The 24080-nt window shown below is 68.4% G+C and carries 26 protein-coding genes; 18 read left to right on the plus strand and 8 right to left on the minus strand.

All coding sequences use genetic code 11. The annotated features are described in order from the left end of the window. The first annotated feature begins 55 nt into the window (after positions 1 to 55). Together AB0E63_RS30435 and glmS are read left to right on the plus strand one after the other, a co-directional pair. On the plus strand, positions 56 to 334 hold the full coding sequence (locus AB0E63_RS30435; RefSeq protein ID WP_360374015.1) for a hypothetical protein: 279 nt from the start codon (positions 56 to 58) through the stop codon (positions 332 to 334). Between the two features lie 51 nt (positions 335 to 385). After that, positions 386 to 2206 (plus strand): glutamine--fructose-6-phosphate transaminase (isomerizing), encoded by a 1821-nt coding sequence (glmS, locus tag AB0E63_RS30440; RefSeq protein WP_360373883.1) that lies wholly within the window; start codon positions 386 to 388, stop codon positions 2204 to 2206. Positions 2207 to 2225: 19 nt separating this feature from the next. Here glmS and glsA read toward each other — a convergent pair whose 3' ends face one another. Then, positions 2226 to 3578, minus strand: a complete 1353-nt coding sequence (gene glsA / locus AB0E63_RS30445; protein WP_360373886.1) for a glutaminase A — start codon at positions 3576 to 3578, stop codon at positions 2226 to 2228. A 104-nt stretch (positions 3579 to 3682) separates the two neighbouring features. On the opposite strand from glsA, the gene AB0E63_RS30450 reads away from it, so the two are divergent. The 8 genes from AB0E63_RS30450 (at position 3683) to mmuM (ending at position 10913) form a co-directional block, all read left to right on the plus strand. Further along, positions 3683 to 4804, plus strand: coding sequence for a mandelate racemase/muconate lactonizing enzyme family protein (locus tag AB0E63_RS30450; protein WP_360373888.1), 1122 nt, complete (start codon positions 3683 to 3685; stop codon positions 4802 to 4804). Further along, a complete protein-coding gene (locus AB0E63_RS30455) occupies positions 4801 to 5475 on the plus strand; it encodes a FadR/GntR family transcriptional regulator (protein WP_360373891.1) in 675 nt (224 codons plus the stop codon). Before AB0E63_RS30450 ends, AB0E63_RS30455 begins: the two co-directional genes overlap by 4 nt. 17 nt (positions 5476 to 5492) lie before the next feature. Beyond that, positions 5493 to 6374 (plus strand): LysR family transcriptional regulator, encoded by an 882-nt coding sequence (locus tag AB0E63_RS30460; RefSeq protein WP_360373894.1) that lies wholly within the window; start codon positions 5493 to 5495, stop codon positions 6372 to 6374. A 72-nt stretch (positions 6375 to 6446) separates the two neighbouring features. Continuing rightward, positions 6447 to 7361 carry a 5-dehydro-4-deoxyglucarate dehydratase gene (gene kdgD, locus AB0E63_RS30465; protein ID WP_360373897.1) on the plus strand — a complete coding sequence of 305 codons (915 nt, stop codon included), beginning with the start codon at positions 6447 to 6449 and terminating at the stop codon, positions 7359 to 7361. A gap of 5 nt (positions 7362 to 7366) precedes the next feature. Beyond that, a complete protein-coding gene (locus AB0E63_RS30470) occupies positions 7367 to 8680 on the plus strand; it encodes an enolase C-terminal domain-like protein (RefSeq protein ID WP_360373900.1) in 1314 nt (437 codons plus the stop codon). 70 nt (positions 8681 to 8750) lie between these two features. Beyond that, a complete protein-coding gene (locus tag AB0E63_RS30475) occupies positions 8751 to 9035 on the plus strand; it encodes an esterase-like activity of phytase family protein (RefSeq protein ID WP_360373903.1) in 285 nt (94 codons plus the stop codon). An 89-nt stretch (positions 9036 to 9124) separates the two neighbouring features. After that, entirely contained in the window at positions 9125 to 10051 is a 927-nt protein-coding gene (locus AB0E63_RS30480; protein ID WP_360373906.1) for an FAD-dependent oxidoreductase, read from the plus strand. Beyond that, complete coding sequence (gene mmuM, locus AB0E63_RS30485) at positions 10044 to 10913, plus strand: homocysteine S-methyltransferase (RefSeq protein WP_360373909.1); 870 nt, start codon at positions 10044 to 10046, stop codon at positions 10911 to 10913. Before AB0E63_RS30480 ends, mmuM begins: the two co-directional genes overlap by 8 nt. On the opposite strand, the gene AB0E63_RS30490 is transcribed toward mmuM, so the two are convergent. Then, positions 10902 to 12281: a PLP-dependent aminotransferase family protein gene (locus tag AB0E63_RS30490; protein WP_360373911.1), complete on the minus strand. Its 1380-nt coding sequence runs from the start codon at positions 12279 to 12281 to the stop codon at positions 10902 to 10904. The two genes, mmuM and AB0E63_RS30490, sit on opposite strands and share 12 nt — an antisense overlap. A gap of 22 nt (positions 12282 to 12303) precedes the next feature. Beyond that, entirely contained in the window at positions 12304 to 13275 is a 972-nt protein-coding gene (locus AB0E63_RS30495; RefSeq protein ID WP_360373914.1) for an NAD(P)-dependent alcohol dehydrogenase, read from the minus strand. A 68-nt stretch (positions 13276 to 13343) separates the two neighbouring features. On the opposite strand from AB0E63_RS30495, the gene AB0E63_RS30500 reads away from it, so the two are divergent. Both AB0E63_RS30500 and AB0E63_RS30505 read left to right on the plus strand, forming a co-directional pair. Then, positions 13344 to 14009, plus strand: coding sequence for a TetR/AcrR family transcriptional regulator C-terminal domain-containing protein (locus tag AB0E63_RS30500; protein ID WP_360373916.1), 666 nt, complete (start codon positions 13344 to 13346; stop codon positions 14007 to 14009). 38 nt (positions 14010 to 14047) lie between these two features. Further along, complete coding sequence (locus AB0E63_RS30505; protein WP_360373919.1) at positions 14048 to 14845, plus strand: hypothetical protein; 798 nt, start codon at positions 14048 to 14050, stop codon at positions 14843 to 14845. Positions 14846 to 14964: 119 nt separating this feature from the next. Here the strand turns inward: AB0E63_RS30505 and AB0E63_RS30510 are convergent, their stop codons facing one another. Both AB0E63_RS30510 and AB0E63_RS30515 read right to left on the minus strand, forming a co-directional pair. Continuing rightward, positions 14965 to 15771, minus strand: coding sequence for an ABC transporter permease (locus tag AB0E63_RS30510; RefSeq protein WP_360373922.1), 807 nt, complete (start codon positions 15769 to 15771; stop codon positions 14965 to 14967). Continuing rightward, complete coding sequence (locus tag AB0E63_RS30515; protein WP_360373925.1) at positions 15768 to 16667, minus strand: ABC transporter ATP-binding protein; 900 nt, start codon at positions 16665 to 16667, stop codon at positions 15768 to 15770. Before AB0E63_RS30515 ends, AB0E63_RS30510 begins: the two co-directional genes overlap by 4 nt. Before the next feature lie 151 nt (positions 16668 to 16818). On the opposite strand from AB0E63_RS30515, the gene AB0E63_RS30520 reads away from it, so the two are divergent. Genes AB0E63_RS30520 through AB0E63_RS30530 form a run of 3 tightly spaced genes read left to right on the plus strand, consistent with a single transcriptional unit; the run spans position 16819 to position 19670 of the window. After that, positions 16819 to 17985, plus strand: a complete 1167-nt coding sequence (locus tag AB0E63_RS30520; RefSeq protein ID WP_360373928.1) for a histidine kinase — start codon at positions 16819 to 16821, stop codon at positions 17983 to 17985. Continuing rightward, positions 17982 to 18656, plus strand: a complete 675-nt coding sequence (locus AB0E63_RS30525) for a response regulator transcription factor (RefSeq protein WP_360373930.1) — start codon at positions 17982 to 17984, stop codon at positions 18654 to 18656. The genes AB0E63_RS30520 and AB0E63_RS30525 overlap by 4 nt, the downstream gene beginning before the upstream one ends. Positions 18657 to 18707: 51 nt before the next feature. Then, a complete protein-coding gene (locus AB0E63_RS30530) occupies positions 18708 to 19670 on the plus strand; it encodes a GNAT family N-acetyltransferase (RefSeq protein ID WP_360373933.1) in 963 nt (320 codons plus the stop codon). A gap of 6 nt (positions 19671 to 19676) precedes the next feature. On the opposite strand, the gene AB0E63_RS30535 is transcribed toward AB0E63_RS30530, so the two are convergent. Continuing rightward, positions 19677 to 20081 (minus strand): hypothetical protein, encoded by a 405-nt coding sequence (locus tag AB0E63_RS30535; protein ID WP_360373936.1) that lies wholly within the window; start codon positions 20079 to 20081, stop codon positions 19677 to 19679. On the opposite strand from AB0E63_RS30535, the gene AB0E63_RS30540 reads away from it, so the two are divergent. Then, positions 20080 to 20253 carry a hypothetical protein gene (locus AB0E63_RS30540; protein WP_360373939.1) on the plus strand — a complete coding sequence of 58 codons (174 nt, stop codon included), beginning with the start codon at positions 20080 to 20082 and terminating at the stop codon, positions 20251 to 20253. The genes AB0E63_RS30535 and AB0E63_RS30540 overlap by 2 nt on opposite strands. A gap of 72 nt (positions 20254 to 20325) precedes the next feature. Here AB0E63_RS30540 and AB0E63_RS30545 read toward each other — a convergent pair whose 3' ends face one another. After that, positions 20326 to 20745 (minus strand): hypothetical protein, encoded by a 420-nt coding sequence (locus tag AB0E63_RS30545; RefSeq protein ID WP_360373942.1) that lies wholly within the window; start codon positions 20743 to 20745, stop codon positions 20326 to 20328. A gap of 223 nt (positions 20746 to 20968) precedes the next feature. Here AB0E63_RS30545 and AB0E63_RS30550 point away from each other — a divergent pair, with 223 nt between their 5' ends. Together AB0E63_RS30550 and AB0E63_RS30555 are read left to right on the plus strand one after the other, a co-directional pair. Further along, positions 20969 to 21436 (plus strand): carboxymuconolactone decarboxylase family protein, encoded by a 468-nt coding sequence (locus tag AB0E63_RS30550; RefSeq protein ID WP_360373945.1) that lies wholly within the window; start codon positions 20969 to 20971, stop codon positions 21434 to 21436. 7 nt (positions 21437 to 21443) lie between these two features. Further along, positions 21444 to 22166 (plus strand): isocitrate lyase/phosphoenolpyruvate mutase family protein, encoded by a 723-nt coding sequence (locus AB0E63_RS30555; protein ID WP_360373948.1) that lies wholly within the window; start codon positions 21444 to 21446, stop codon positions 22164 to 22166. A 12-nt stretch (positions 22167 to 22178) separates the two neighbouring features. Here AB0E63_RS30555 and AB0E63_RS30560 read toward each other — a convergent pair whose 3' ends face one another. Continuing rightward, on the minus strand, positions 22179 to 24053 hold the full coding sequence (locus AB0E63_RS30560; protein WP_360373951.1) for a hypothetical protein: 1875 nt from the start codon (positions 24051 to 24053) through the stop codon (positions 22179 to 22181). Between the last annotated feature and the right edge of the window lie 27 nt (positions 24054 to 24080).

Consider the following 24080-nt stretch of genomic DNA (forward strand, 5'->3'; position numbering starts at 1 on the left):
GATTTCGGGCAAAACGTTGGCTTTGACCCGCCAGACACTGCAGAGTTGACGGGTGATCAGTGAGGCGACGGTGGGACCGGTGGACGAGCTGGCCGAGCAGGTCAGCCGGACGACGGGACTGTCCGCGGACGACGCGCGGCGCGTAGTCGCCGACGTACTGGCCTATTTCACCGAGACGACCGAGGAGTACGTCCGGCGCCGGCACCGGGAACTGCAGACCTACGGTGCCCGCAACGACGAGATCTTCGCCCGGCTCGGCACCGAGCTCCGGCAGTGGCCGGTCCGCTCACCCGAACTCTCCGCCCGGCAGCTGCGACGGATCGTCTACGGCTGACCGGCACCCCTTGTCCGAATTTCTGGCCAAACCTTCGAAAGGCACCACTACATGTGCGGAATCGTCGGGTACGTCGGCACCAAGCCGGCCGCGCCCATCCTGGTGGACGGACTGGCTCGACTCGAGTACCGCGGCTACGACTCGGCTGGTGTCGCCGTCCTCGGCTCGAGTGAGCTGAAGGTGCACAAGGACGCCGGCCGGGTGCGTGAGCTGGAGGCGTCGCTGCCCAAGCGGTTCGGCGGCAAGCTGGGCATCGGCCACACCCGGTGGGCGACCCACGGCGGCCCGAGCAAGGACAACGCCCACCCGCACGCCAGTGCCAACGAGCGGATCGCCGTCGTCCACAACGGTATCTTCGACAACGCCGGCGTGCTGCGCGCCCAGCTCGAGGACGCGGGCGTCAAGCTCCGCTCGGAGACCGACACCGAGGTTCTCGCGCACCTGATCGAGCAGTCCGAAGGCGCCACCCTCGAGGAGAAGGTGATGGCCGCCCTGCGACGGATCGAGGGCACCTACGGCATCGCCGTGATCGACCTGGACTTCCCCGACCGGATCGTGGTCGCCCGCAACGGCAGCCCGCTGATCCTCGGCATCGGCGACGGCGAGATGCACGTCGCCTCCGACGCGGCCGCGCTGATCCGCTACACCCGCCAGGTCGTGTACCTGGACGACGGCGAGATGGCCACCGTCCGCGCCGACGGCTACCGCACCTTCACCCAGGACGCCGCGCCCACCACCAAGACCGCCAAGACGGTCGAGTGGGAGGCCGACGAGTACGAGCGCGGCCTGCACGAGCACTTCATGATGAAGGAGATCCACGAGCAGCCGGACGCGGTCGGCCGGGCCATCCGCGGCCGCCTCGACGAGCGCTTCCACACCGTCCACCTCGGCGGCCTGAACATGGACGCCCGCGAGGCCCGGGAGATCAAGCGGGTCAAGATCCTCGGCTGCGGTTCGGCGTACTACGCCGGCCAGATGGGCGCCCAGTTCATCGAGGAGGTCGCCCGGATCCCCGCCGACGCCGAGCCGGCCTCGGAGTTCCGCTACCGCAACCCGGTGGTCGAGCGGGACACGCTGTACATCGCCGTCAGCCAGTCCGGCGAAACCCTCGACACCCTGGTCGCGGTGCAGGAGCTCAAGCGCAAGGGCGGCCGGGTGATCGGCCTGGTCAACGCGGTCGGTTCGAGCATCGCCCGTGAGGTCGACGGCGGCGTCTACCTGCACGCCGGTCCGGAGGTCTCGGTGGCCTCGACCAAGGCGCTGACCAACATGGCGGTCGCGTTCGCGATGCTCGGCATCCACCTGGGCCGGATTCGCGACGTCTCCCCCGCCGATGGCCGCCGGCTGATCGAGGGCCTGAAGAAGCTCCCCGAGCACATCCAGTCGATCGTCGCGCAGGAGGAGGAGCTGGCCAAGATCGCCGGCCGCCTCGCCCAGCACGAGAGCCTGTTCTTCGTCGGCCGGACCCGCGGCTACCCGGTGGCCCGCGAGGGTGCGCAGAAGCTGAAGGAGATCTCCTACCGGCACGCCGAGGCGTACCAGACCTCCGAGCTCAAGCACGGCCCGCTGGCGCTGATCTCGCCGGACGTGCCGAGTGTCGCGATCGTCCCCGACGACGAGCTGCTCGATCGCAACATCGGCGCGCTGCACGAGATCGGCGCCCGTTCCGGTCCGCTGTACGTCGTCACGCACCCGGGCGTCGACGTCCCGGACGGTGTCGCGGCGAAGATCGTCGTACCGAAGAACGAGCCGGAGCTGGACCCGATCCTGCTCACGATCCCGCTGCAGATCATCGCGTACTACGCGGCCGTTGCCCTCGGCCACGACGTCGACAAGCCGCGGAACCTGGCCAAGTCCGTCACGGTCGAGTAGGACCCGGACCGCCAGGCCATCACATCTGCAGTCCGCCGGCCCTCGTCACGCTCGTCGTGGCGGGGGCCGCGGCTTTGTGATGGCCTGCAGGTCCGCCCACCCTCGCCACTCCCCCCAACGCCAGCCGTGCCACTTCACGGTCGGCACCCAGCCCCTTGTACGGATGCAGGCCGTACTCGTTGACCAGCCGCTTGCACACCTCGACGCCGCGGACCGAGTTCCCCGCCGCATCCAGCCGCGGTGAGAACACCACGACGGCCAGGCGCTTCTCGGGAACGACCATCATGACGTTGCCGGAGACGCCGGACTTGGCCGGCAACCCGACCTGGTCGGCGAACTGGCCGGAGTCGTTGTACATCCCGCTGTGCCCCATCACGGCCAGCACGCGCCCGGCGGTCTCCTGGGAGAACACCCGCTCACCCGAGTACGGCGCTACGCCGCCGTTCGCCAGCGTCGCACCGGCTGCCGCGAGACGCTGGGCATCCAGCTCGAGCGAGCAGACGGCGAAGTAGAACTCGGCCGCCTTCCGCGGACCGTCCGGGTCCTTCGGGTCCACGTTCAGCATGTCCTGGGCTGCCATCAGGCTGGCCAGACCCCGGTTGCCGTGGCCGGTGTCGCGTTCGGCCAGGAAGGTCCGGTGATCGAAGCCGGGAGGTGTGCCCATCATCTTGGCCCAGGTCTGCTCGACCTTGGCGAACCGCTCGGACACGTCCTGGTCGGACTCGACCAACGCGAGGGTCGCCATCGCGCCGGCGTTGATCATCGGGTTCTGTGGCTTGCCGCCCGCGTCCAGCGACAGCCGCGGGTCGTTGAACGTCCCGCCGCTCTGCTCCTGGCCGACCCACTGATGGACGTCGGCCGCGCCCCGCTCTTCGAGTGCCATCGCGTAGCTGAACGGCTTCGACGTCGACTGCACACTGAAACCGACATTCGCGTCGCCGATCTGGAACACCTGGCCGTCGGCAGTGCAGACCGCGATGCCGAACCGGTCCGGGTCCGCGTTGCGCAACGTCGGGATGTACTGCGCGACCTCACCGGACCGCTCGTCCTGGAGGTCGGCGTAGATCCGCTCGATGCCCTGCGTGAACTCGGCGAACTCACTCGGCGGCATCGACAACTGCCCTTGCAGCGCCCGCCAGATCACCGGCTCCCGGACGACTGAGCGGAACTGCTCGAGGTCGAGCCATTCGGGCTGGCCGGGTTCGAAGGGAGCACTCGACTTCACCGACCAGTCCACCGCACGCTCTACGCGCGGGTCGTCGGCCCGCAGCCCGGCCTGCTTCAGCTCCTCGAGCAGCTTCCACTTCCAGACCACGTTCGCCCGGTCGGTGTCGAGCGAGCGGAACAGAGTCTCCACGTCGAATTCGGCCATGCGGGCGAGCCTGTCCGGTCCCTGTTTCCGGGCCGGTTCTCCGGTGTTACGACAGCGTCAAACAGCCACTCGTCGTACAAGTTGACGACTTGTATGATCACTGGATGGATCGCATCCGGCACGTCAGGCTCTCGTCCGTCGTCCTTCCGCTCGACCAGCCGATCAGTGACGCCAAGGTGCTGACCGGCCGGCAGCGGCCGATGACCGAGATCGTGTTCCTGTTCGCGGAGATCGCGACCGAGCAGGATCAGCACGGGATCGGGTTCAGCTACTCGAAACGGGCCGGCGGGCCGGCGCAGTACGCGCATGCCAAGGAGGTCGCGGCAGGGCTGATCGGCGAGGATCCGTCGGACATCGCGAAGGTGTACGACAAGCTGCTGTGGGCGGGCGCGTCGGTCGGGCGGTCCGGAGTAGCGACGCAGGCGATCGCTGCGATCGACATCGCGCTGTGGGATCTGAAGGCGAAGCGGGCGTCGCTGCCGCTGGCCAAGCTGCTCGGGGCGCACCGGGACTCGGTGCGGGCGTACAACACGTCCGGCGGGTTCCTGCACGCGCCGATCGAGGACGTGAAGGAGCGCGCGTCGAAGTCGCTGGCGGACGGGATCGGCGGGATCAAGATCAAGGTCGGGCAGCCGGACACGCGGGTCGACCTCGACCGGGTCCGTGCGGTGCGCGAGCACCTCGGCGACGGCGTACCCCTGATGGTGGATGCGAACCAGCAGTGGGACCGGCCGACGGCACTGCGGCTCGGGCGGGTGCTGGAGCAGTTCGACCTGGTGTGGATCGAGGAGCCGCTCGACGCGTACGACGCTCTCGGGCACGCGGAACTCGCGGCTGCGCTGGACACCCCGATCGCGACCGGGGAGATGCTGTCGAGTGTCGGCGAACACGTCCGGCTGATCGAGGCCCGGGCCGCCGACATCATTCAGCCGGACGCGCCGCGGATCGGTGGGATCACGCCGTTCCTTCGTCTCGCTACTCTCGCCGACCACGCGGGGCTTCAGTTGGCGCCGCACTTCGCGATGGAGATCCACCTGCATCTGGCCGCCGCGTATCCGCGCGAGCCGTGGGTGGAGCATTTCGAGTGGCTGAATCCCTTGTTCAACGAGCGTCTGGAGACGCTGGACGGCCGCATGCTCGTTCCCGACCGCCCGGGACTTGGCTTCACCACGAGCGAGCAGTGCGCGGCTTGGACGGTCGACACCTGCGAGTTCGGCACCCGATGAACGGACGCGGGTTGGCGTACGACCTGGTCGAGGAACTGAAGCAGCGAATTCTCAGCGGACAGATCTCACCCGGGGACAAGCTGCCGGCCGAGAACAGCCTGGTCGAGGAGTTCGGGGTCAGTCGGACGGTGGTACGGGAGGCTGTTTCGCGACTGCAGGCCGCCGGGCTGGTGGAGACATTCCAGGGGCGTGGGTCTTTTGTGTTGCAGGTACCTGAGCGGACCTCCGGGCTGCGGGAGGTGCGGTCGCATCAGGACGTGCTGGAGTTGATGGACTTCCGGATCGGAGTGGAGAGCGAGGCCGCGGGATTGGCGGCTGGGCGGCGGAGTGCGCATCAGTTGAAGGGGATCGAGCGGGCGCTGGACGAGTTCCGGCGGATCGGGGACGACCCGAGCCGATCCGTGGAGGCGGACTTCGCGTTCCACCTCAAGGTTGCGGTTGCCTCGGGCAACCGGTTCTACTCCGACCTGATCGCCTCGCTCGGGCCGATGATGATCATGCTGCCGCGGACCCGGCTCGATCCGGCGTACGAGATGTCCGACCCGGACCACCTCACCCGCGTCGTGCACGAGCACGAGAACATCTACACCGCGGTCGCCCGTTCCGACCCCGAGGCGGCCCGGGCTGCGGCGCGGGTGCACCTGGCGAACACGCGCGAACGGCTCTCGTGATGTTCTCACTCGATCAGTTGAGCGCCTTCGTGGCCGTCGCCGAGGAACTTCACTTCGGCCGTGCCGCCGAGCGACTGAACATGACCCAGCCGCCGTTGAGCCGGCAGGTGCAGAAGCTCGAACGCGCCGTGGGCGTCCAGTTGCTCGAGCGGGACAACCGCCGGGTGGCGCTCACCGAAGCGGGCCAGGCGTTCCTGACCGAGGCGCGCCGCCTGCTCGCGCTGGTCGAGACCGCGGGCGATCTGGCCCGCCGGGTCGACCAGGGCGCGGCCGGGACGCTGCGCCTGGGTTTCACCGCCACCTCGGCGATCCGTACTCTCGGGCCCTTGCTCCGGCGGATGTCCGAGGAGTTGCCCGGTGTCGACGTGATCCTGCATGAACGGGTGACGCCCGGACAGATCGACGGTCTGCTCCGCGGTGAGCTGGATCTCGGGCTGGGCCGGCCGCCGTTCGATACCCGGGTGCTCGACTCGCGCATCGTGTTCCGCGAGCCGCTGTGTGCCGTTGTCCCGGGCAACCATCGGCTCGCGCTGCTCGGCCGGCCGCTCACCCCGGCCGACTTCGCCGGCGAACAGGTGATCAGCTACTCCCCGACCCAGGCGCGCTACTTCCACGAACTGACGGTCCGGTTCCTGGCCGACGCCCATCCCCGGATCGAGCAGCGGGTCCAGCAGATCCTCACCGTGATCCTGCTGGTCGCGGCCGGTCGCGGGGTCGCCCTCGTCCCCGCCTCGGCGCGCAGCCTCGGCGTTGAGGGAGTGACGTACTGCGACGTCGGCGTACCGGGTGAGCCCGTAGAACTCCACGCAATCTGGAACCGCGACACCACCAACCCAGTCGTGCACCGGGTGCTCGCGATGCTCCCGCCCCTTCCCCCGCCGGAGGCGGGTGATGTTTGATGCTCTCCGAGCATCACTAGATCCAAAAATGCTCTTGGACAGGTATCCACAATGGTTCCTACGCTGCTGCACGTGACCCACTACTCCCCCGCCGAACTGGCCGCTCAGCTCAAGACCGGACTGCTGTCCTTCCCGGTCACGCACTTCAACCCTGACCTGAGCTTCCACGAGGCCGGCTACCGCGAGCACCTGTCCTGGCTGAGCCAGTACGACGTCGCCGGCCTGTTCGCCGCGGGTGGCACCGGCGAGGGCTTCTCACTCACCTCGGCGGAGATCGACACCGTCGTGCGGACGGCGGTGTCCGAGGTGAACGGCAAGGTTCCGGTGATCGCGCCCGCCACCGGCGGTACGGCGACCGCGATCGCCCAGGCCCAGGCCGCGGAGTCAGCCGGCGCGGACGGTGTGCTCCTGTTGCCGCCGTACCTGACCGAGGCGGGTCAGCGTGGTTTGATCGAGCACGTGTCGGCCGTCTGCCGCAGTACCAGCCTCGGAGTCACCGTCTACAGTCGCGCGAACGCGATCCTGACCGACGTCACCGTCGCCGCGCTCGCCGACCGCAACCCGAACCTGGTCTGCCTGAAGGACGGCGTCGGCAACATCGAGATGATGACCCGCACGTACGCGCGGGTCGGCGATCGGCTCACGTACATCGGCGGCCTGCCGACGGCCGAGACGTTCGCGCTGCCGTTGCTGCAGCTCGGCGTGAGCACGTACTCGTCGGCGATCTTCAACTTCGTGCCGGAGTTCGCGCTCGGCTTCTACGCCGACGTGCTCACCCAGGACCGTGACGCCGTCTACCGCAAGCTGAACGAGTTCGTCCTGCCCTACCTGGACATCCGCGACCGGACGAAGGGGTACGCCGTCTCGATCGTGAAGGCCGGCGTGACCGCGATCGGCCGCTCCGCCGGTCCGGTCCGTCCGCCACTCCAGGACCTGAGCACGGAAGAGCTGGCTCAGCTGACCGACCTGATCGGCAAGATCAAGTGACCCCGATGATCGCGTCCGTCGAGGTCGTGCCCGTCGCCGGGTACGACAGCATGCTGCTCAACCTGAGCGGCGCGCACGGACCGTTCTTCACCCGCAACGTGGTGATCGTGACCGACAACTCCGGCAACACCGGTCTCGGCGAGGTCCCTGGCGGCGAGAAGATCGCGTCCACCATCCGCGAGGCCGCAGCGCACCTGCAAGGCCAGGAGATCGCCCGCCATCGCCAACTGCTGCGGCAGGTCAGTCAGGACTTTGCGGACCGCGACTCCGGTGGCCGGGGCCTACAGACCTTCGACTTGCGTACGACGGTTCACGCGGTGACCGGGCTTGAGTCGGCACTCCTCGACCTGTTGGGCCAACACCTCGGCGTACCGGTCGCTGAGCTGTTGGGCGAGGGACAGCAGCGCTCGGCCGTGCCGGTGCTCGGTTACCTCTTCTACGTCGGCGATCCGGCGCGCACCGACCTGCCGTATCCGACGGACGACAACGGTCCGGATCGGTGGTCGCAGTTGCGGCGGCAGCCGGCGTTGACCCCCGACGCGGTCGTCGCGCTCGCGGAGGCGGCTCAGGAGCGGTACGGGTTCGCGGACTTCAAGCTGAAGGGCGGCGTCTTCGACGCTCACGTCGAGATCGACGCCGTACGCGCGCTGTCCAGACGGTTCCCATCCGCACGGATCACCGTTGATCCGAACGGCGCCTGGCTGGTCCGCGAGGCGATCGCGGTGTGCTCGGGGCTGGACGACGTACTCGCGTACGTCGAGGATCCGTGCGGCGCCGAGCCCGGATTCTCCGGTCGGGAGACGATGGCCGAGTTCAAGCGGGCGACCGGGCTGCGGACGGCGACGAACATGATCGCGACCGACTGGCGCGAACTGGCGCACGCCATCCGGATCGACGCGGTCGACATCCCGCTGGCGGATCCGCACTTCTGGACGATGGCCGGATCGGTCCGGGTCGCGCAGTTGTGCAACGACTTCGGGCTGACCTGGGGTTCGCACTCGAACAATCACTTCGACATCTCGCTCGCGATGTTCACCCAGGTCGGCGCGGCCGCGCCCGGCGACATCACCGCCCTCGACACGCACTGGATCTGGCAGGACGGCCAGGCGCTGACCAAGGAGCCACTGCAGATCGTCGGCGGCGAGATCGCCGTACCCACTCGTCCGGGTCTCGGCGTCGAACTGAACCACGAAGCTCTGGCCGCAGCCCACGAGCTCTATCTACGCCACGGCCTCGGGGCCCGCGACGACGCGATCGCCATGCAATACCTGATCGACGGCTGGAGTTTCGACCCGAAACGGCCCTGTTTGGTGCGTTGATGTTCACCTGGCGTTGCGCGGGATAGGTTTCGATCGGGTTGTCGTCTCGATCTAGGAGTCCGGAACACCGGTGGCTGGACTGTCCGCGATCAACGTGACCGGTCGGCACAGTGCGGTCGCGCTGGTGGACAACGTCGCGACCACGCCGGCCCGGGTGTTCGATCTCAAGATCAACAGCAAGCCGACGTCGGTGAGTGTCGACGGGATGACGATCCTGCGCCGACCGGACGGTACGCCGTACAACGGTGCCGACTTCGACGGTGAAGGGCTGGTCGTCGAGCGAGGCGACCGGACCATCCTCGCGACTTCCGAGCGGGTGGACTGCTTCCGGGTGGGCGGCGGCAGCTGTATCTGATGTCGGACGACAACAACGGCGCGACCCAGATCACCCGGTTCTACTCGCTGGCGGTCGACCTGCACTGACCGACGCGTCACAATGTGTGAATGCGCGTGATCGTGGTGGGTGCCGGCGTGATCGGGCTCAGTTGTGCGGTCCGGCTCGCCGAGGGTGGGTACGAGGTGGCGGTGTTCGCGCGCGATCTGCCGCTGGAGACGACGTCGGCGGTGGCGGCCGCGCTGTGGTACCCGTACCTGTCGGCGCCCGAGGACCGCGTCACCGCCTGGTCCAGGACGACGTACGAGGAGTTCGCGAAGCTGGCGGAGCTCGAGCCGTCGGTGCGGATGCAGCACGGGCGCGAGTTCCTGGTCGAACGGACGCCGGATCCGCGCTGGGCCGAGGTACTGCCTGATCTGGCCCGGGTGCCGTCGCCGCCCACCGGGTTCGCCGACGGGTGGTCGTTCACCTCGCCGGTGGTCGATATGCCGGTCTACCTGCAGGCGCTGGTCAAGCGGCTCGAGTCGGCCGGCGGGACGCTGACCCGCTCGGCGCTGTCCGCCCTGCCGACCGCGGCCGACCTCGTGATCAACTGCACCGGCCTCGGCGCCCGGCTGACCGCCGGCGACCCGACCGTGACGCCGGTCCGCGGCCAGGTGATGACGGTCGAGCAGTGCGGTCTGAGCGAGTGGCTGATCGCGGACCGCGCCCCGCACGAACTGACGTACGTCGTCCCGCGCGAGAAGGACGTCGTCGTCGGAGGCACGAGCCAGCCCGGCGACTGGAATCTGGCCGTCGACCCCGAGATCAGCGACCAGATCCTCACGCGCGCCGCCGAGCTCGTTCCCCAACTCCGTAAGGCGAAGATCCTGCACCAGCGCGTCGGCCTTCGTCCCGCGCGTCCCACGATCCGCTGCGAACTCGTCCGTACTCGCGCCGGCGAACCCATCATCCATTGCTACGGCCACGGCGGCTCCGGCGTCACCCTGTCGTGGGGCTGCGCAGATGAGGTCTTCGAGCTTGTCCAAGGTGTCTGACCGGCCGATCATCCTCGACGGCGGTCTGTCGAACGCCCTCGAGGATCGGGGGCACGACCTCTCGGATGCGTTGTGGTCGGCGCGGTTGCTGAGGGACGCACCGGCGGAGATTGCAGCGGTGCATCGCGCGTACTACGAGGCCGGGGCGATGGTGGCTACGACGGCCAGCTATCAGGCGAGTGTGGTCGGCTTCGAGCGCGCCGGGGTGTCGCGGGCTGAGGCGGAACGGCTGATCGGTGACAGCGTGCGGATCGCGCGCGGGGTGCGCGACGAGTTCGGCGGCGACAGGCTGGTGGCCGCTTCGGTGGGACCGTACGGCGCGATGCTCGCGGACGGGTCGGAGTATCGCGGCCGGTACGGCGTGAGCCCTGCTGTGCTGCGTGATTTCCACGGACCGCGACTGGAGTTGCTGATCGACGCCGGCCCCGATCTGCTCGCGATCGAGACAATCCCTGATGTGGACGAAGCCGAAGTGCTGGTCGAGCTTGTGCGCGAGTTGAACTTCCCGGCGTGGTTCTCGTACTCGATCGCGGGCTCGCACACCCGAGCCGGACAACCCTTGCCCGACGCGTTCGCCACCGCCGCCATCTCTCAAGTGGTTGCTGTAGGCATCAACTGCTGCACCCCGGACGACGTCCAGGCCGCCGTCGAGACGGCCGTCGCGGTCACCGGCAAACCCGCGATCGCCTACCCCAACAGCGGGGAGTCGTGGGATGCGGGCGGGCGCCGCTGGACGGGCGACCCCGCCGACCCCACGACTCTCGCATCCGGGTGGCTCGCGGCGGGAGCGACGTACGTCGGCGGCTGCTGCCGGGTCGGCCCGGCCGACATCCGCGCCCTGGCGAACGCGCTAGACGCCTAGGACCTGGCAGAGGAGATCGAGGGCGCCGGGGTAGGCGTGGTCGGGCGGGGTGCCGTAGCCGACGATGACTGCCTGGCGGGTGGATCGGGTGGGGTTGACGTGGTAGTTGCTGAGGGTGGCGAGGCCGAGGCCCTGGCGGGCGGCGCGGGTGACGATGTCGTCGGCGTCGGCGGGTACGTCGAGGAGGACGTGCAGGCCGGCCGAGATACCGGCGACCTTGACGTCGGGGGCCCGGACGGCGAGCAGTTCGACCAAACGATCGCGACGTCGGCGGTAGTGCAGGCGGGAGCGCCGTACGTGCCGGTCGTAGTGGCCGGAGGCAATGAATTCCGCGAGCGTCAGCTGGTCGAGCGTCGCGGTCTGGAAGTCCGCGGTCCGCTTGGCTGCGATCACCGGCTCGATCAGTCGCTGCGGCAACACCATCCAAGCGAGTCGGAGGCCCGGCGCGAGACTCTTGCTCGCCGTCCCCGTGTACACGACCCGCTCGGGGTCCAAGGCCTGCAGCGCACCCACCGCCTGCCGGTCGTACCGGAACTCACCGTCGTAGTCGTCCTCGATCAGCACCGCTCCCGCATCGCGAGCCCATTCGACTGCCGCCGTACGACGCTCTGGCGCGAGCGGCACGCCCGTCGGCATCTGGTGGGCCGGTGTGAGCAAGACACCTTGACCTGTGAGCTGTGATGGCTGTGCACCCAGCTCATCGACCGGCACGGCGGCGACCTCCAAGCCACGCGCCTGGATCACGTCCCGGTGCAGGCTGTAGCCGAACTCCTCCACCGCTATCGTCGTACCGCCGAGCGCCTTGACCACTTCACTCAGCAGACTCACTGCCTGCACGTACCCGGAGCAGATCAGGATCCGCTCGGGATCGGCCCGGACCCCCCGCGCCCGGGCGAGGTAGTCGGCAAGCATCCGCCGCAGCTCGATCCGGCCGCGCGGATCCCCCAGCCCGAATGCCTCGTTGGGCGCAACGGTCAACGCCCTCCGCGCCGCGGTCAGCCACTCCCCGCGCGGAAAGGTCGCCACATCCGGTGAGCCGGGCGTCAGGTCGTAGCGGAAGTTCTTTGCCTGCGGCAACGACATGATCGGCGCCGGTGGGGTGCTGGCGCGGTTGGCGACGACGGTGCCGGACCCTTGGCGGGCGGTGAGCCAGCCCTCGGCGACAAGCTGTCCGTACGCGTCGGCCACCGTGTTGCGGGCGATGCCGAGATCCTTGGCCAGCGACCGCGACGACGGCAGCCGGGTCCCGGCGGGCAGGCGTCCGGTCCGGATCGACTCGTGCAACGCCCGGACCAGCTCGTTGCGTCCCCGGGCCGCGGCCAGATCCAGGTGAAGGTCCGCCCCGGCGGCATCCCCCGAACTCTCCATGGCACGGGACTTTATCCCGGGGTCAGATCGCTATGGCGACCTTTCCCCGGACCTTGCCTTCGGCGAGGTGGCGGAGCGCGTCCGCGGCCTGGTCGAGTGGGTACGTACGGTCGACGCTCGGCGTCACCTTGCCGGCCTCGATCAGCTCCGTCAGCCGGACCAGGTCGCTGCCGCTCTCCTTGTTGACGAACATGGTGATCCGCTGCCGCACGAACAGCGACAGGATCAGGCCGCGCAACTGCCGGTTCATGCCACCGGTCAGGCCGCCGCCGTCCTCACCACCGGTGATGACGGCCGTCCCGGTGGCGGTGAGGGCGCGCCGCAGCCGGGACAGCGTCGGGTTGCCGGCGATGTCGATGATCAGGTCGTAGCGGTTGCCTGTCGCGGCGAAGTCATCCTGGGTGTAGTCGATGACATGATCGGCGCCGAGCGATCGCACCAGGTCCAGCTTCTGCGTGCTGGCCACGCCGGTGACCTCCGCACCGAAGGCCTTCGCCAGTTGGACGGCGTAGCTGCCGACGCCGCCGGATGCCCCGGTGATCAGTACGTGCTGACCGGCCTTGATCCGGCCGATGGTGAGTGCGTCCAGGGCGGTGAGCGCTGAGATCGGGACCACGGCGGCCTGTTCGAAGGAGAGGTTGGCCGGCTTCCGGGCGAGCTTGTCCTCGCGGGCGACGGCGTACTCGGCGAAGGAGCCGGGCGCGACGCCGTACACCTCGTCGCCGGCCTTGAACGCGGTCACTGTCGGGCCGACGGCCTCGACCACGCCGGCGACATCCCGGCCCAGGACCGGGTTCCTCGGTCCGCGCAGTCCGAACGCGAGGCGGAGGAGGTACGGCGTACCCGTCATCAGGTGCCAGGTCCCGCGGTCGACACCGGCCGCGTGCACCCGGACGAGGACCTCGTTGCCGGTGATCCGCGGAATGGCGATCTGGTCCTGGCGCAGGACGCCGGCATCGCCGTACCGGTCCTGGACGATCGCTCGCATGGTCATGACCCTCCCCTTTCGTACTTAGTACGGCAACTGTACCGTACTTTGTACGAAACTGCTATGGTCCGGGGATGGAATCGCCTGACAAGCCACGGGAACGGCTCCGGCTCAGCCGGGAGCGGGTGCTGCGGGCCGCCGTCGAGGTCGCCGACGCGGGCGGGATCGGGGCGCTCACGATCCGCTCGCTGGCCCTCGAGCTCGGCGCCAAGCCGATGTCGGTCTACTACCACGTGGCCAACAAGGAGGAGATCCTCGACGGCATCGTCGACGTGGTCTTCAGCGAGATCGAGCTCCCGGCGGCCGACGGCGACTGGCAGGCGGAGCTGCGCCGGCGCGCCGCGTCGGCCCGTCAGGTGCTGCGGCGGCATCGGTGGGCGATCGGGCTCCTGGAGTCCCGGACCACCCCCGGCCCGGCGACGCTGCGCCACCACGACGCGGTCATCGCCACCCTGCGCGCGGCGGGCTTCTCACTGGAGATGACCGCGCACGCGTACGCCCTGATCGACAGCTACACGTACGGCTTCGCACTCCAGGAGGCCGGCCTGCCGTTCGAGGGCCCCGACACCGTGGCCCCCGTCGCCGACTCGATCATGAAGCACTTCACCGCCGGCGACTATCCGCACCTCGTCGAAATGGCCACCGGCTATTACTTCAAGACCACCTACGACTTCGCCGACGAATTCGACTTCGGCCTCACCCTCATCCTCGAAGGCCTGGCCAAGTCACTCCCCCACTGACTATCCGGCGGTGGTGGATTCGGGCGTATTGTCGGTGGATGGAGTGGCTTTTGCTTGTGGCCCTGGGTGGGGTAATTGCGGTTGGCGGGCGCCGCCTGTGGGACCGGCGGGCGGCGCGGCGGGCGGATGCGGCCGATGTGCTGCAGATCAGGAAAGTCGCCGAAGAGGACATCACCCTGCTCGGCGAGGAATTGTCGCGGCTGGGGGTGGATGTCGAAGGGCATGAACTCGACGCTGCGACGCGACGTGATTACCAAACGGCGCTGGATGCCTACGAATCCGCGCAATCGGCCGTCAAGGAACTGAAGACGGCCGATGCGATCAGCACGATTACCGACACGCTGGCCACCGGGCGTTACGCCATGACATGTGTTCGTGCCCGGGTGGCCGGCGTCGACGTACCCGAGCGACGAGTTCCGTGTTTCTTCAATCCGCAGCACGGGCCGTCGACCACCGATGTCGTGTGGACGCAACCGCGGCGCGGGACTCGCACGGTGCCGGCGTGTGCGCAGGACGCGGCTCGTGTGGGCGCCGGTGCGCAACCTGAGATCCGCTACGTGAAACTCGACTCCCGCCAGGTCCCGTACTGGGAGGCCGGCCGGGCGTTCGCGCCGTACGGCCTGGGCTACTTCGCCGGAGCGGGAGGAGGCGCGACGTACATCGCCTTGGCGGGCTTCGCCGGCCCAACCGACGCCCACAGCGGCTGGGGCGAGAGCTGGGGCGGGGGCGGCGGGCACGGCATGGGCGGGCACGACGGCGGCGGTCACGGCGGTCACGACGGAGGTGCTCACGACGGCGGCTTCGACGGGGGCGGATACGGCGGCGGCGACAATTAGCGTGCCGTTTGACAGCAGCGGCGCTCCAGAGGATGGTGACCAGCCTGGGGCGCATGCGGCGCGCCCCGCCCACTGGAGGGGAGTGCGCGGGGCGGACCCGCAACCAGGGGCGTCCGGGTTCAGGCGGATTTCACCTCGCGGTGGAGTAGCCGTAGGAGACCGAGGGCGAGGGGCAGGAGCACCCAGATCGTCCCGGCGACCGCGAGGTGCGCCCAGTCGTCACCGTGGAACGTCTGCTGTTCGAAGGCCGGTGCCATGGCGGTGTTGAGGTCGAGCCAGGGCGCGGCGTTCTCGAGAGCGCCCACCATCGAGAAGAGCACACTCCACGCGATCGGGATCACGTAGTACAACACGATGGCGGCCGCGGTGTTCATCAGCAGCATTCCGAAGGCGAAGCCCTGCAGGATGCCGATCAGCTGCACGGCGAAGAAGTCGCGGACGTTGGCTGCTCCGACGTTCCAGGTGCCCGCGCCGTCCATGAACGCCATGCCGGCCAGGTTGCTGAGGGCTGCGACGCCGAGTGCCACAACCACGGCGAGCAGACCGACCAGGGTCACGGCGACCAGTTTGGCGACGGCGACGCGGATCCTGCTCGGCTCGAGGGTGAAGGTGACCAGGCCGGTGCGCTGGCTCCACTCCGCGGTGACCGCGAGGATGCCGAGCACCGGGAGCAGGATGCTCTGCGGGGTTGCCGTCGCGCCGATGAAGTTCAGGAACGTCAGTTGGTCCGGATCGGCGACGAACAGGAACACGACGATGACGGCGACCGTGATGAGACCGATGGCGGTGAGCAGCCAGAAGCCGGCCCGGGTGTCGACGAGCTTGCGCAGTTCGACGCGCAGCAGACGGCTGAAGGGTACGGGCGTGACGCCGGGATCTGGTGACACTTCGAGGTGGAACGGTGCTGGGTGGGTCGCGGTACTCATGCGGTGACCTTCTCTCGTGCGTCGTCAGCGGTGAGCTGCAGGAACATGTCCTCGAGTCCGGCGCCGTCCGCGCCACGCAACTCGGTGACGACGACGCCGTGGTGTGCGGTGGCCGTGGCGATCTGCTCGCGGGTGGCCTCCACGACGTACGCGCCGTCCGGGGTGGTTCGGTAGGTGTAACCGGCGATGTCGAGGCAGCGTGCCAAGGCGTCCGGTTCCAGGCCGCGGACAAGGGTGCCAGCGGCGTTCAAGAGTTCCGCCTTGCTGCCATCGGCGACGATGACACCGCGACCGATGACGACGAGGTGGTCGGCGATGACCTCGATCTCGTGCAGGAGGTGCGAGGACAGCAGGACCGTTCCGCCTCGGTCGGCGAAACTCTTGAGCAGCCCGCGCATCCAGTGGATGCCGGCCGGGTCGAGTCCGTTGGCGGGCTCGTCGAGGATCAGCACCTGCGGGTCGCCGAGCAGGGCGTGTGCGATGCCGAGCCGTTGGCGCATGCCGAGGGAGTAGTTGCCGACCCGGCGGTCGCCCTCGTCGCCGGACAGGCCGACGAGTCCGAGCATCTCGTCCACCCGTTGGCGGCGAAGGCCCATGACGGTGGCGCCGAGGCGAAGGATCTCGCGCCCGGTCCGCCCGGTGTGCTGCGCGGAGGCGTCGAGGAGGACCCCGACGTGCCTGCCCGGGTTGGGGAGGTCGGCGTACGGGACGCCGAGGATGGTGCTGCGACCGGCGGACGGCGGGGTCAGGCCGGTCATCATGCGCATCGTGGTCGACTTGCCGGCCCCGTTGGGACCGAGGAAGCCGGTCACGGATCCGGGCCGCGCCCGGAAGGACACGCGGTCGACGGATTGGTGTGCGCCGTAGCGCTTGCTGAGTTCTTCGACTGTGATCATGAGGTCGAGCCTGGGCCTGAGCACCGGACCGGCACATCGGCCGCAGTGCCATGACCGCAAACCACGGGATAGACCTGTGCAGTCCGCGGTAGGGGTCGGGCCGGACCGCGGTCCCTGCCCTGAACCACGCACCTCCCGTACCGTGGGCCAGGTGGACGCCATCCAAGCCGCGCCACCACCTCCGCTGAGCCGCTGGCAGTCGACGTGGCGCTACAGCTTCGCCATCATCACCGGCGCCGGCTTCTGGATCGCGAGCTACTACACCACGTACGTCGGGGAGGTCCGTGCGCTCTGGGCCATCGATCTGCTGCTCGGAGCCGTCAGCGTGGTTCTGATGCGCTGGAGACGGCGCAGTCCGCTGATCGTTGCCCTGATCGTCAATGTCTTCGGCTCCTTCTCCACGGCCGCGTCGGGGGCGGTGGTCGTCACCACGGTGTCCTTGGCCACTCGCCGGCGGTGGCGCGAGATCGTACCGGTCGCCGTGGTGGGGTTCATCGCCTCGATCGTCTTCTTCGAGACCCATCCCGGTGCCGACGATTCGCTGCTCTTCTCGCTCTTGTTCACGGTCGTCTTCGTGAGCGCCGTGATCGCTCCCGGCATGTACATCGGCGCCCGTCGCGACCTGCTGGCCACCCTGCGGGAACGCGCCGACCGCGCGGAACGGGAGCAGAGCCTGCGGGTCGCGCAGGCGCAGGCCACCGAGCGGGCCCGGATCGCCCGTGAAATGCACGACGCACTGGCCCATCGACTGTCGCTCGTGGCGTTGCACGCGGGCGCGCTGGAGTACTGCCGAGGGCTGAGCGAAGCCGAGGTGGCCCGAGCGGCCGCCATCACTCGCAAGAGCGCCCACCTCGCTCTGCAGGACCTGCACGCGATCCTCGGAGTTCTGCGTACGCTCGAAACCGATCCATCACCCGAACGTCCGCAACCGACGCTGGCCGACCTTCCGGCGCTGGTCCAGGAGGCCATCGGATCCGGCACGAGAGTCCGGTTGCACAACCAGGTCGGCAACCTGGCGGAGACGCCCGACGCGCTCGGGCGCGGCGCGTACCGGATGATCCAGGAGAGCTTGACGAATGCTCGCAAGCACGCACCGGACACCGCGGTCGACGTGACGCTCAGCGGTCGAGCGGGTGGGCAGCTGATGCTCGAGGTACGCAACCCGCTGCGGCTCGGCTCCACAGTGAGCGCGACGCCCGGCTCTGGTCTCGGCCTGCTCGGACTGACCGAGCGCGCCGAGCTGATCGGTGGCCGCCTCGAGCACCTGAGCTCCGACGGAGTCTTCGTGGTCCGCGCCTGGCTGCCGTGGCCGGCATGACGAATCCTGCCGGTGAGTCGGTCCGGGTCGTGATCATCGACGACGACGCGTTGGTGCGCACCGCACTTGCGATGATTCTGCGTGACGACGCCACGATCGAACTGGCCGGCGAAGCAGACGACGGCGAGTCCGGGCTCGAACTCGTCGCGCGGGTGGCGCCAGACGTCGTACTGATGGACATCCGGATGCCACGACTCGACGGCCTCGAAGCCCTCGCCCGGCTGATGGGTCGACCGGCACCGCCCAAAGTGATCGTGCTGACGACGTTCGACGCCGACGACTACGTACTGCGGGCACTCCGCGGCGGAGCCAGCGGGTTCTTGCTCAAACACACGCCACCCGCGGAGATCGTCGAGGCGGTGCACAAGGTCGCCGCGGGCGACCACACGCTCTCCCCCAGCGTGACCGCACAGCTGATCGCCCGGCTGGGTGACGATGAGCCGGACACCCAGCAGGTCATCCGAGCACGGTCGTTGGCCGATACCCTCACCGACCGCGAACGCGAGGTGGCCATCGCGGTCGGCGAAGGCAAGGTCAACGCGCAGATCGCCGAAGAGCTCTACCTGAGCATGGCCACCGTCAAGGCGCACGTCTCGCGCATCATGGTGAAGCTCGAAGCCACCAACCGCGTGCAGATCGCCAACCGCATCCACGACGCCGATCTGCTCTGATCAGCTCTGCCGAGCACTGGATTATGTAGTGGGACTAGACCACTGTGAGGTGTGGATACAACTGCTGTACTGCCGCACGGCTACACCGTGCGGGCACCTGAGCCGACCGACGCCGAGGCATTGTTCGACATGCTTGCGGCCTACAACACGCGCTTGATCGGATTCGCGGACGGGACGGTGGAGGAAGTCGCCGACCGTATCGTCGAGCCGGGTTTCGAGCGCGGCACCGACGGCTTCCTGGTGCTCGCCGGCGACAGTCTGCCGGTGGGATACGGCACCACGTTCGGCAAGGGCGACCGGCAGGTCGTCGGGATCCAGGTGTGGTCGCAGCAGCCGGCGGTCGCCGATTGGCTGTTCGAGCGGACGATGCACCGCGCTCGGGAGATGGGGCGCGAGAGCGGCCATACCGAGATCACCGTCGACACCGACATCTATCGCGCCGACGAAGCACAGCGGGCACTGCTGTCCGATCACGATTTCACTGCGAGTGCGACGTACCACCGGATGCGGATCGATCACACCGACCCGGTCGCCGCCCCGGCGGTGCCGGCCGGGGTGGTGGTCCGGCGCGGAGCCTTCGACGATGTCACTCGCCGGACCGCGCACGAGGTCATCATCGAGTGCCTTCGCGGCCAGTTCGGCTACGTCGTCCGCCCGCACGAGGAGTGGGTCGAGTACCTCGATGCCACGTCCACGTTCGACTGGTCCCAGGTCACCCTGCTCGAGATCGACGGGCGCGCGGTCGCGATCCGCCTGTGCGACGACGACCACGTCGAGACCGAGAACTGCGGGTACATCCGCGTTCTCGGCGTACTCGAGGAGTTCCGCGGGCGAGGTCTGGCGAAGTTCCTGCTCCGGGACGCCTTCGCCGCCGACGCGGACGAAGGCCGCGCCGGCACCATCCTCAACGTCGACACCAACAACCCGACCCCGGCCCTCGGCCTCTACCTGTCCGTCGGCATGACCCCCACCCTCGTGAGCGAAGGCTGGCGCCGCGTGCTCCCGGTCAACTAGGTGTCTCTACCAGGTGTGCGCGACGTCGACGACGATCCGGCTGCCGGAGCCCGGGCCGGCGAGGGTGAAGACGCGGAACGGCAGCCGGGCGCGGACTCCGAGCCCGACCCAGGCCGCACCCTCGGTGCTCCCGGCGTACTCGATCTGCCGGAAGGTCCGGTAGCCGGTCACGTCGGTCTCGCGCGGCTCGAAAGCCCAGTGGCCGGCTGCGTCCATCTCCTGCACGCCGAGCATGATCTCGAGCTTGGCGCCCCCACGGAGCGGGACGAGGTGACCGGCTCCGGCGCGGAAGACGTTCGAGGTGTAGTGCACGCTGTACGCCGTCGGCTTCCCCGAGAGATCGAAGACGACACGGTCGAAACAGGCGTGCCGGCCCGTCCGCATCGCCTTCAACGTGGAGGTGCTCACCATGCTCTTTGCCTCCGGCAACGACCCCCAGTCGGTCGAGCAGTTGACCCTCGCCGGCGCCGTCGTACTGGCGATCGCCGGAACAGCGACCGCTCCCGCCGGTACTGCGGCGACCGCGAGCACTGCGAGCGCGGTGCGGATCGGTCGGCGAATGTGGACAGAACGCTTACTGTGAAGAGATTTCACGATGCCCCCCTTGGACACCTGGTGAGACGCCCCGTGGGGGATCGAAGTTGGTTGATCGGCTCTACCAGTTGTGAGCGACATCCACTACGACGCGGTTGGTCAGGGTGAAGACGCGGAAGGGGAGGTGGGCGCGGACGCCGACGCCGATCGTGGTCTGCCCCTCGAAACTGCCGGCGTTCGCGACCTGCCGGAAGGTTCGGTAGGCGAGCACGAGAGTCAGTTCGTCGTGGTCGGCGGGGTTGTAGGTGCTGCGGCCGGCAGCGTCGTGGGAAGGGACCGAGAGGACGATCTCCAGCTTGGCGTCGCCGCGGAGTGGCACGAAGTCACCTCGCCCCAGGGTGACGATGTTCTTCACGTAGTGCACGAGGCGCCAGGACGGCCGGCCTGTGACGTCGAACACGATGCGGTCGAAGGAGGTGTGCCGGCCGGTCCGGACGTTCGTCAGCAGTCCGGAACCGCCGTACTCGCTTGCCTCAGGCAATAATCCCCATTCGGTACGGCCCGTGCTCACAGCTGTTGTCGTCTTCATCGTGGAGTCCCCCTCAGACACCTGCTAGATGCGGTTCTCGCGCCTGAAGTTCAGCTGGCGGCCCGGTGATTTCCCGTGCCTGAACGCCCACCGACCGCGACCAGCCGGATTGGCCCCTGGATCCTGGTGGGAAGTGGACCACGTGGCTGGGCCGGTTCGGTCATAGCGTGGGGGTATGAGTACATCGACGACGCGGCGGGTGAAGCTCGCCAATCTGGTTCCCGATTTCTACAAGGCGATGATCGACCTGGATGCGGTCTCCGACCGGGGGCTGGATCCGAAGCTGGCGCATCTGGTGCGGGTTCGGGCCTCGCAGATCAACGGGTGTGCGTACTGCACCGACATGCACTCGCTCGACCTGCTGCAGTTCGGTGAGGACCAGCAGCAGCGGATCACTCTGCTGCCGGTGTGGCGGGAGGCGAAGAAGTTCTACACCGAGCAGGAGCAGGCGGCGCTGGTACTGACCGAGGCGATCACGCTGGTGAGCATCGACCACGTGCCGGACGAGGCGTACGACGGTGCCGCGGCGGTCTTCGACGAGAAGGACCTGGCCCAGTTGATCGCGCTGATCATCACCATCAACATGTGGACCCGGGTCGGCGTCACCGGCCGGATGGAGCCCGGCCACTACAAGCCGAGCTGAGCCCGCGATGACAGCATCAGCCGAAGAATTCCGCGCCCTCCATCACGGAGGCACTCCCCTGATCCTTCCGAACGCGTGGGATCCGGTCAGCGCCAGGATCGTCGCCGACGCAGGCTTCGCCGCTGTTGCCACCAGCAGCGGGGCGGTCGCCCGCGTCCTCGGGTACGACGACGGACAACTGACGCCGGCCACCGAGATGTTCACGGCGGTCGCGCGGATCGCCCGTGCAGTCGACGTACCGGTCACCGCGGACATGGAGGCCGGGTACGGCTTGCCGGCCAAGGAGTTCGTCGACCGTCTCCTCGAGGCCGGCGCGGTCGGCTGCAACCTTGAAGACTCGGTCGACGGTCAGTTGGTGGACCCGGCCCAGCAAGCCGACTACCTCGCCGAAGTCCGCGCCGCCGCCGGAGCCGACCTGGTGATCAACGCTCGTATCGACACCTTCGTCCGCCCCGGCGCTGACGGAGCCGGGGCGGTCGCGGAGGCGGTACGGCGGGGCCGGGAGTATCGCCGGGCCGGAGCCGACTGCACCTACCCGATCGCAGCTCCGACCGAGGTGCTGCCCGAACTGGTGAGCGGTATCGGCGGACCGCTCAATGCCCACGCAGCGCCCGGCGGCCCGACGGCTGCCGAGCTGATCACTGCGGGAGCCACCCGGATCTCGTACGGCACCAGCCTGCACAGGTATCTGATGGACAACCTGCGGGACCTGCTCCCAAAGCTGGCGTAGAAGTGCCTTGGTCTATGCATGACCTCTCAGCGCATAGACCAAGGCCCAGTCCTGGTCGTTGGCGAGCGGATCCGCCACGTGGGCAGGCTGTCCGTTCACGCAGCTGGGGTAGACGAACGCGCAGGTCGCCGAGCCGTCCGCCTCGAAGCTGACCAGATTCGCTCGAAGGATCGACTCGGTCGCCGCGTCCAGCCAGGCCGCTTGTTCCGGGTCCACGAGCTCGCGCGGCCAAGCGCCGTACACGAGCGCACTCAGCGCGGACCAGTAGTGCGGGAAGACATCGCCCCACAACCGCAGCCGCCCGAACCAGTACCCGTCCCAGTGCCGGATCGCTACGTGTCGCAGGCGTACGTCGGGCTGGTCGGCGGCGAACGCGGTCAGCCAGGGCAGGCGGCGGCTCAGCTCGGCGCCGTCGATCTCGCCGGGTGCAATCCGGTACGCCGACACCAGCAACTCGAGCAACGGCGCGACCATCGACTGCTCGTAGTTGACCTCGTGCGGCGGCAGCTCATCGCCGTACTCGATGAAGGTCCGAGCATGGCGGATGAGGTGCTCGTGCAGCCCGAGTTCGCTCAGCAGTGGACCGAGGTCGAAGGCGAGAAAGTGGTCTCCCCCGAGTTCGTAGTACCGATTAAGGATGCGTGCCGCGCCGGTTCGATCGCCCTGGCCGAGCAGGAACCGCGCGAACCACGGAAAGTTGTAGAGCCGCACATCGGTCTGGTGGATGCTGTCGTCGTGGACCGTGCCGTCCGCATCGACCACGTGCTCGCGAACGAACTGCTCGTACCCGGCGAGCGCCTCGTCCAACTCCGCCCGGTCACCCCAGCCGCGAGCGCGGACCTCTTGCAGGAGCAGAGCCATCCCGATCCGTTCGCGCGCGTCGGACCAGTCTCGCCACGCACCGGACAGCACAGTGAGCCCACTGTCGTTGTCGTAGGGCACGAACGCGTATTTGCGACTGTCCGCCAACTCCGGTCGTCGCTGCTTGGCGAGGATGAACCGGACCCGCCGCTCCGCGATCTCCTGCAGGGGTTGATGAAACAGCACGGCGATCCGCGCGGTCCGCTTGCCGTCGGTCGCCTCGACGTACCTGAGTCCTGGCTCCTCGCCAGTGATCTCACTCGCGCCTCTGAGCTGGATCGTCTCGCCGACCTCGGCAGCGAGTCGGTCGGCCTCGAGCAGCGGTTGACGATCCGCGTGGAAGGCGGGCAGGTCGTCATACCAGGCCAGCTGCCAGGTCCAGCGGTAGGACTGGTTGGGAGCCAGTGACACGGCCGGCTGACCGCCCATCGCGTGCGGTGCACGGGCGTGATCGGTGACGTGGAGGTAGATGTGACCGCGGACGTTGCTGCTCGTCCCGGGCTCGCGTGACTCGATCGAGTACGCCCAGAGCTCGCCCTCTTTCACTTGGAGGCCGAGGCCGGGACCACTGCCGTCCATCGGGACCGCCCACACCCAGGCGTCCGCCCCACCGGTCCAGACATGCGCGTGGACAGCGCCGGTGAGACTCTCCCGGCTCGACGTGTAGACATCTTGGTACGGCGTACTGATTGCGAGGGAACCGACCTCCACTTGCTCCGCCGTGGTGTTGCGGAGCTCGTAGGTCTCGGTCCACTGCTCCCCGAACCGGCGACCGACCCGCAACTCCAGTCCGCCCAACTGATAGAGCAAGTCGATCCCGGTCTGCCGCCACCGAACCAGTGCCGGGCTGTCGAACCGATGACTCCCACGATCGGTGACGACAAACCCCTTGCCCCACGCATGCAGGCTGTCGTGCACCTTTCCGGCGTCGAGCAGCACCCGCCGGCCGTCCGGATGAACGACCTGCTCAACCGCCCCGTCGTCACCGACCTGGACAGTCCCCGGACCGAATCTGAAAATCTCCACGATTCGTCAACCTATCGATGTCGAGGA

Source organism: Kribbella sp. NPDC026596, from assembly GCF_040638415.1.
In the GTDB taxonomy this organism is placed as follows: domain Bacteria; phylum Actinomycetota; class Actinomycetes; order Propionibacteriales; family Kribbellaceae; genus Kribbella.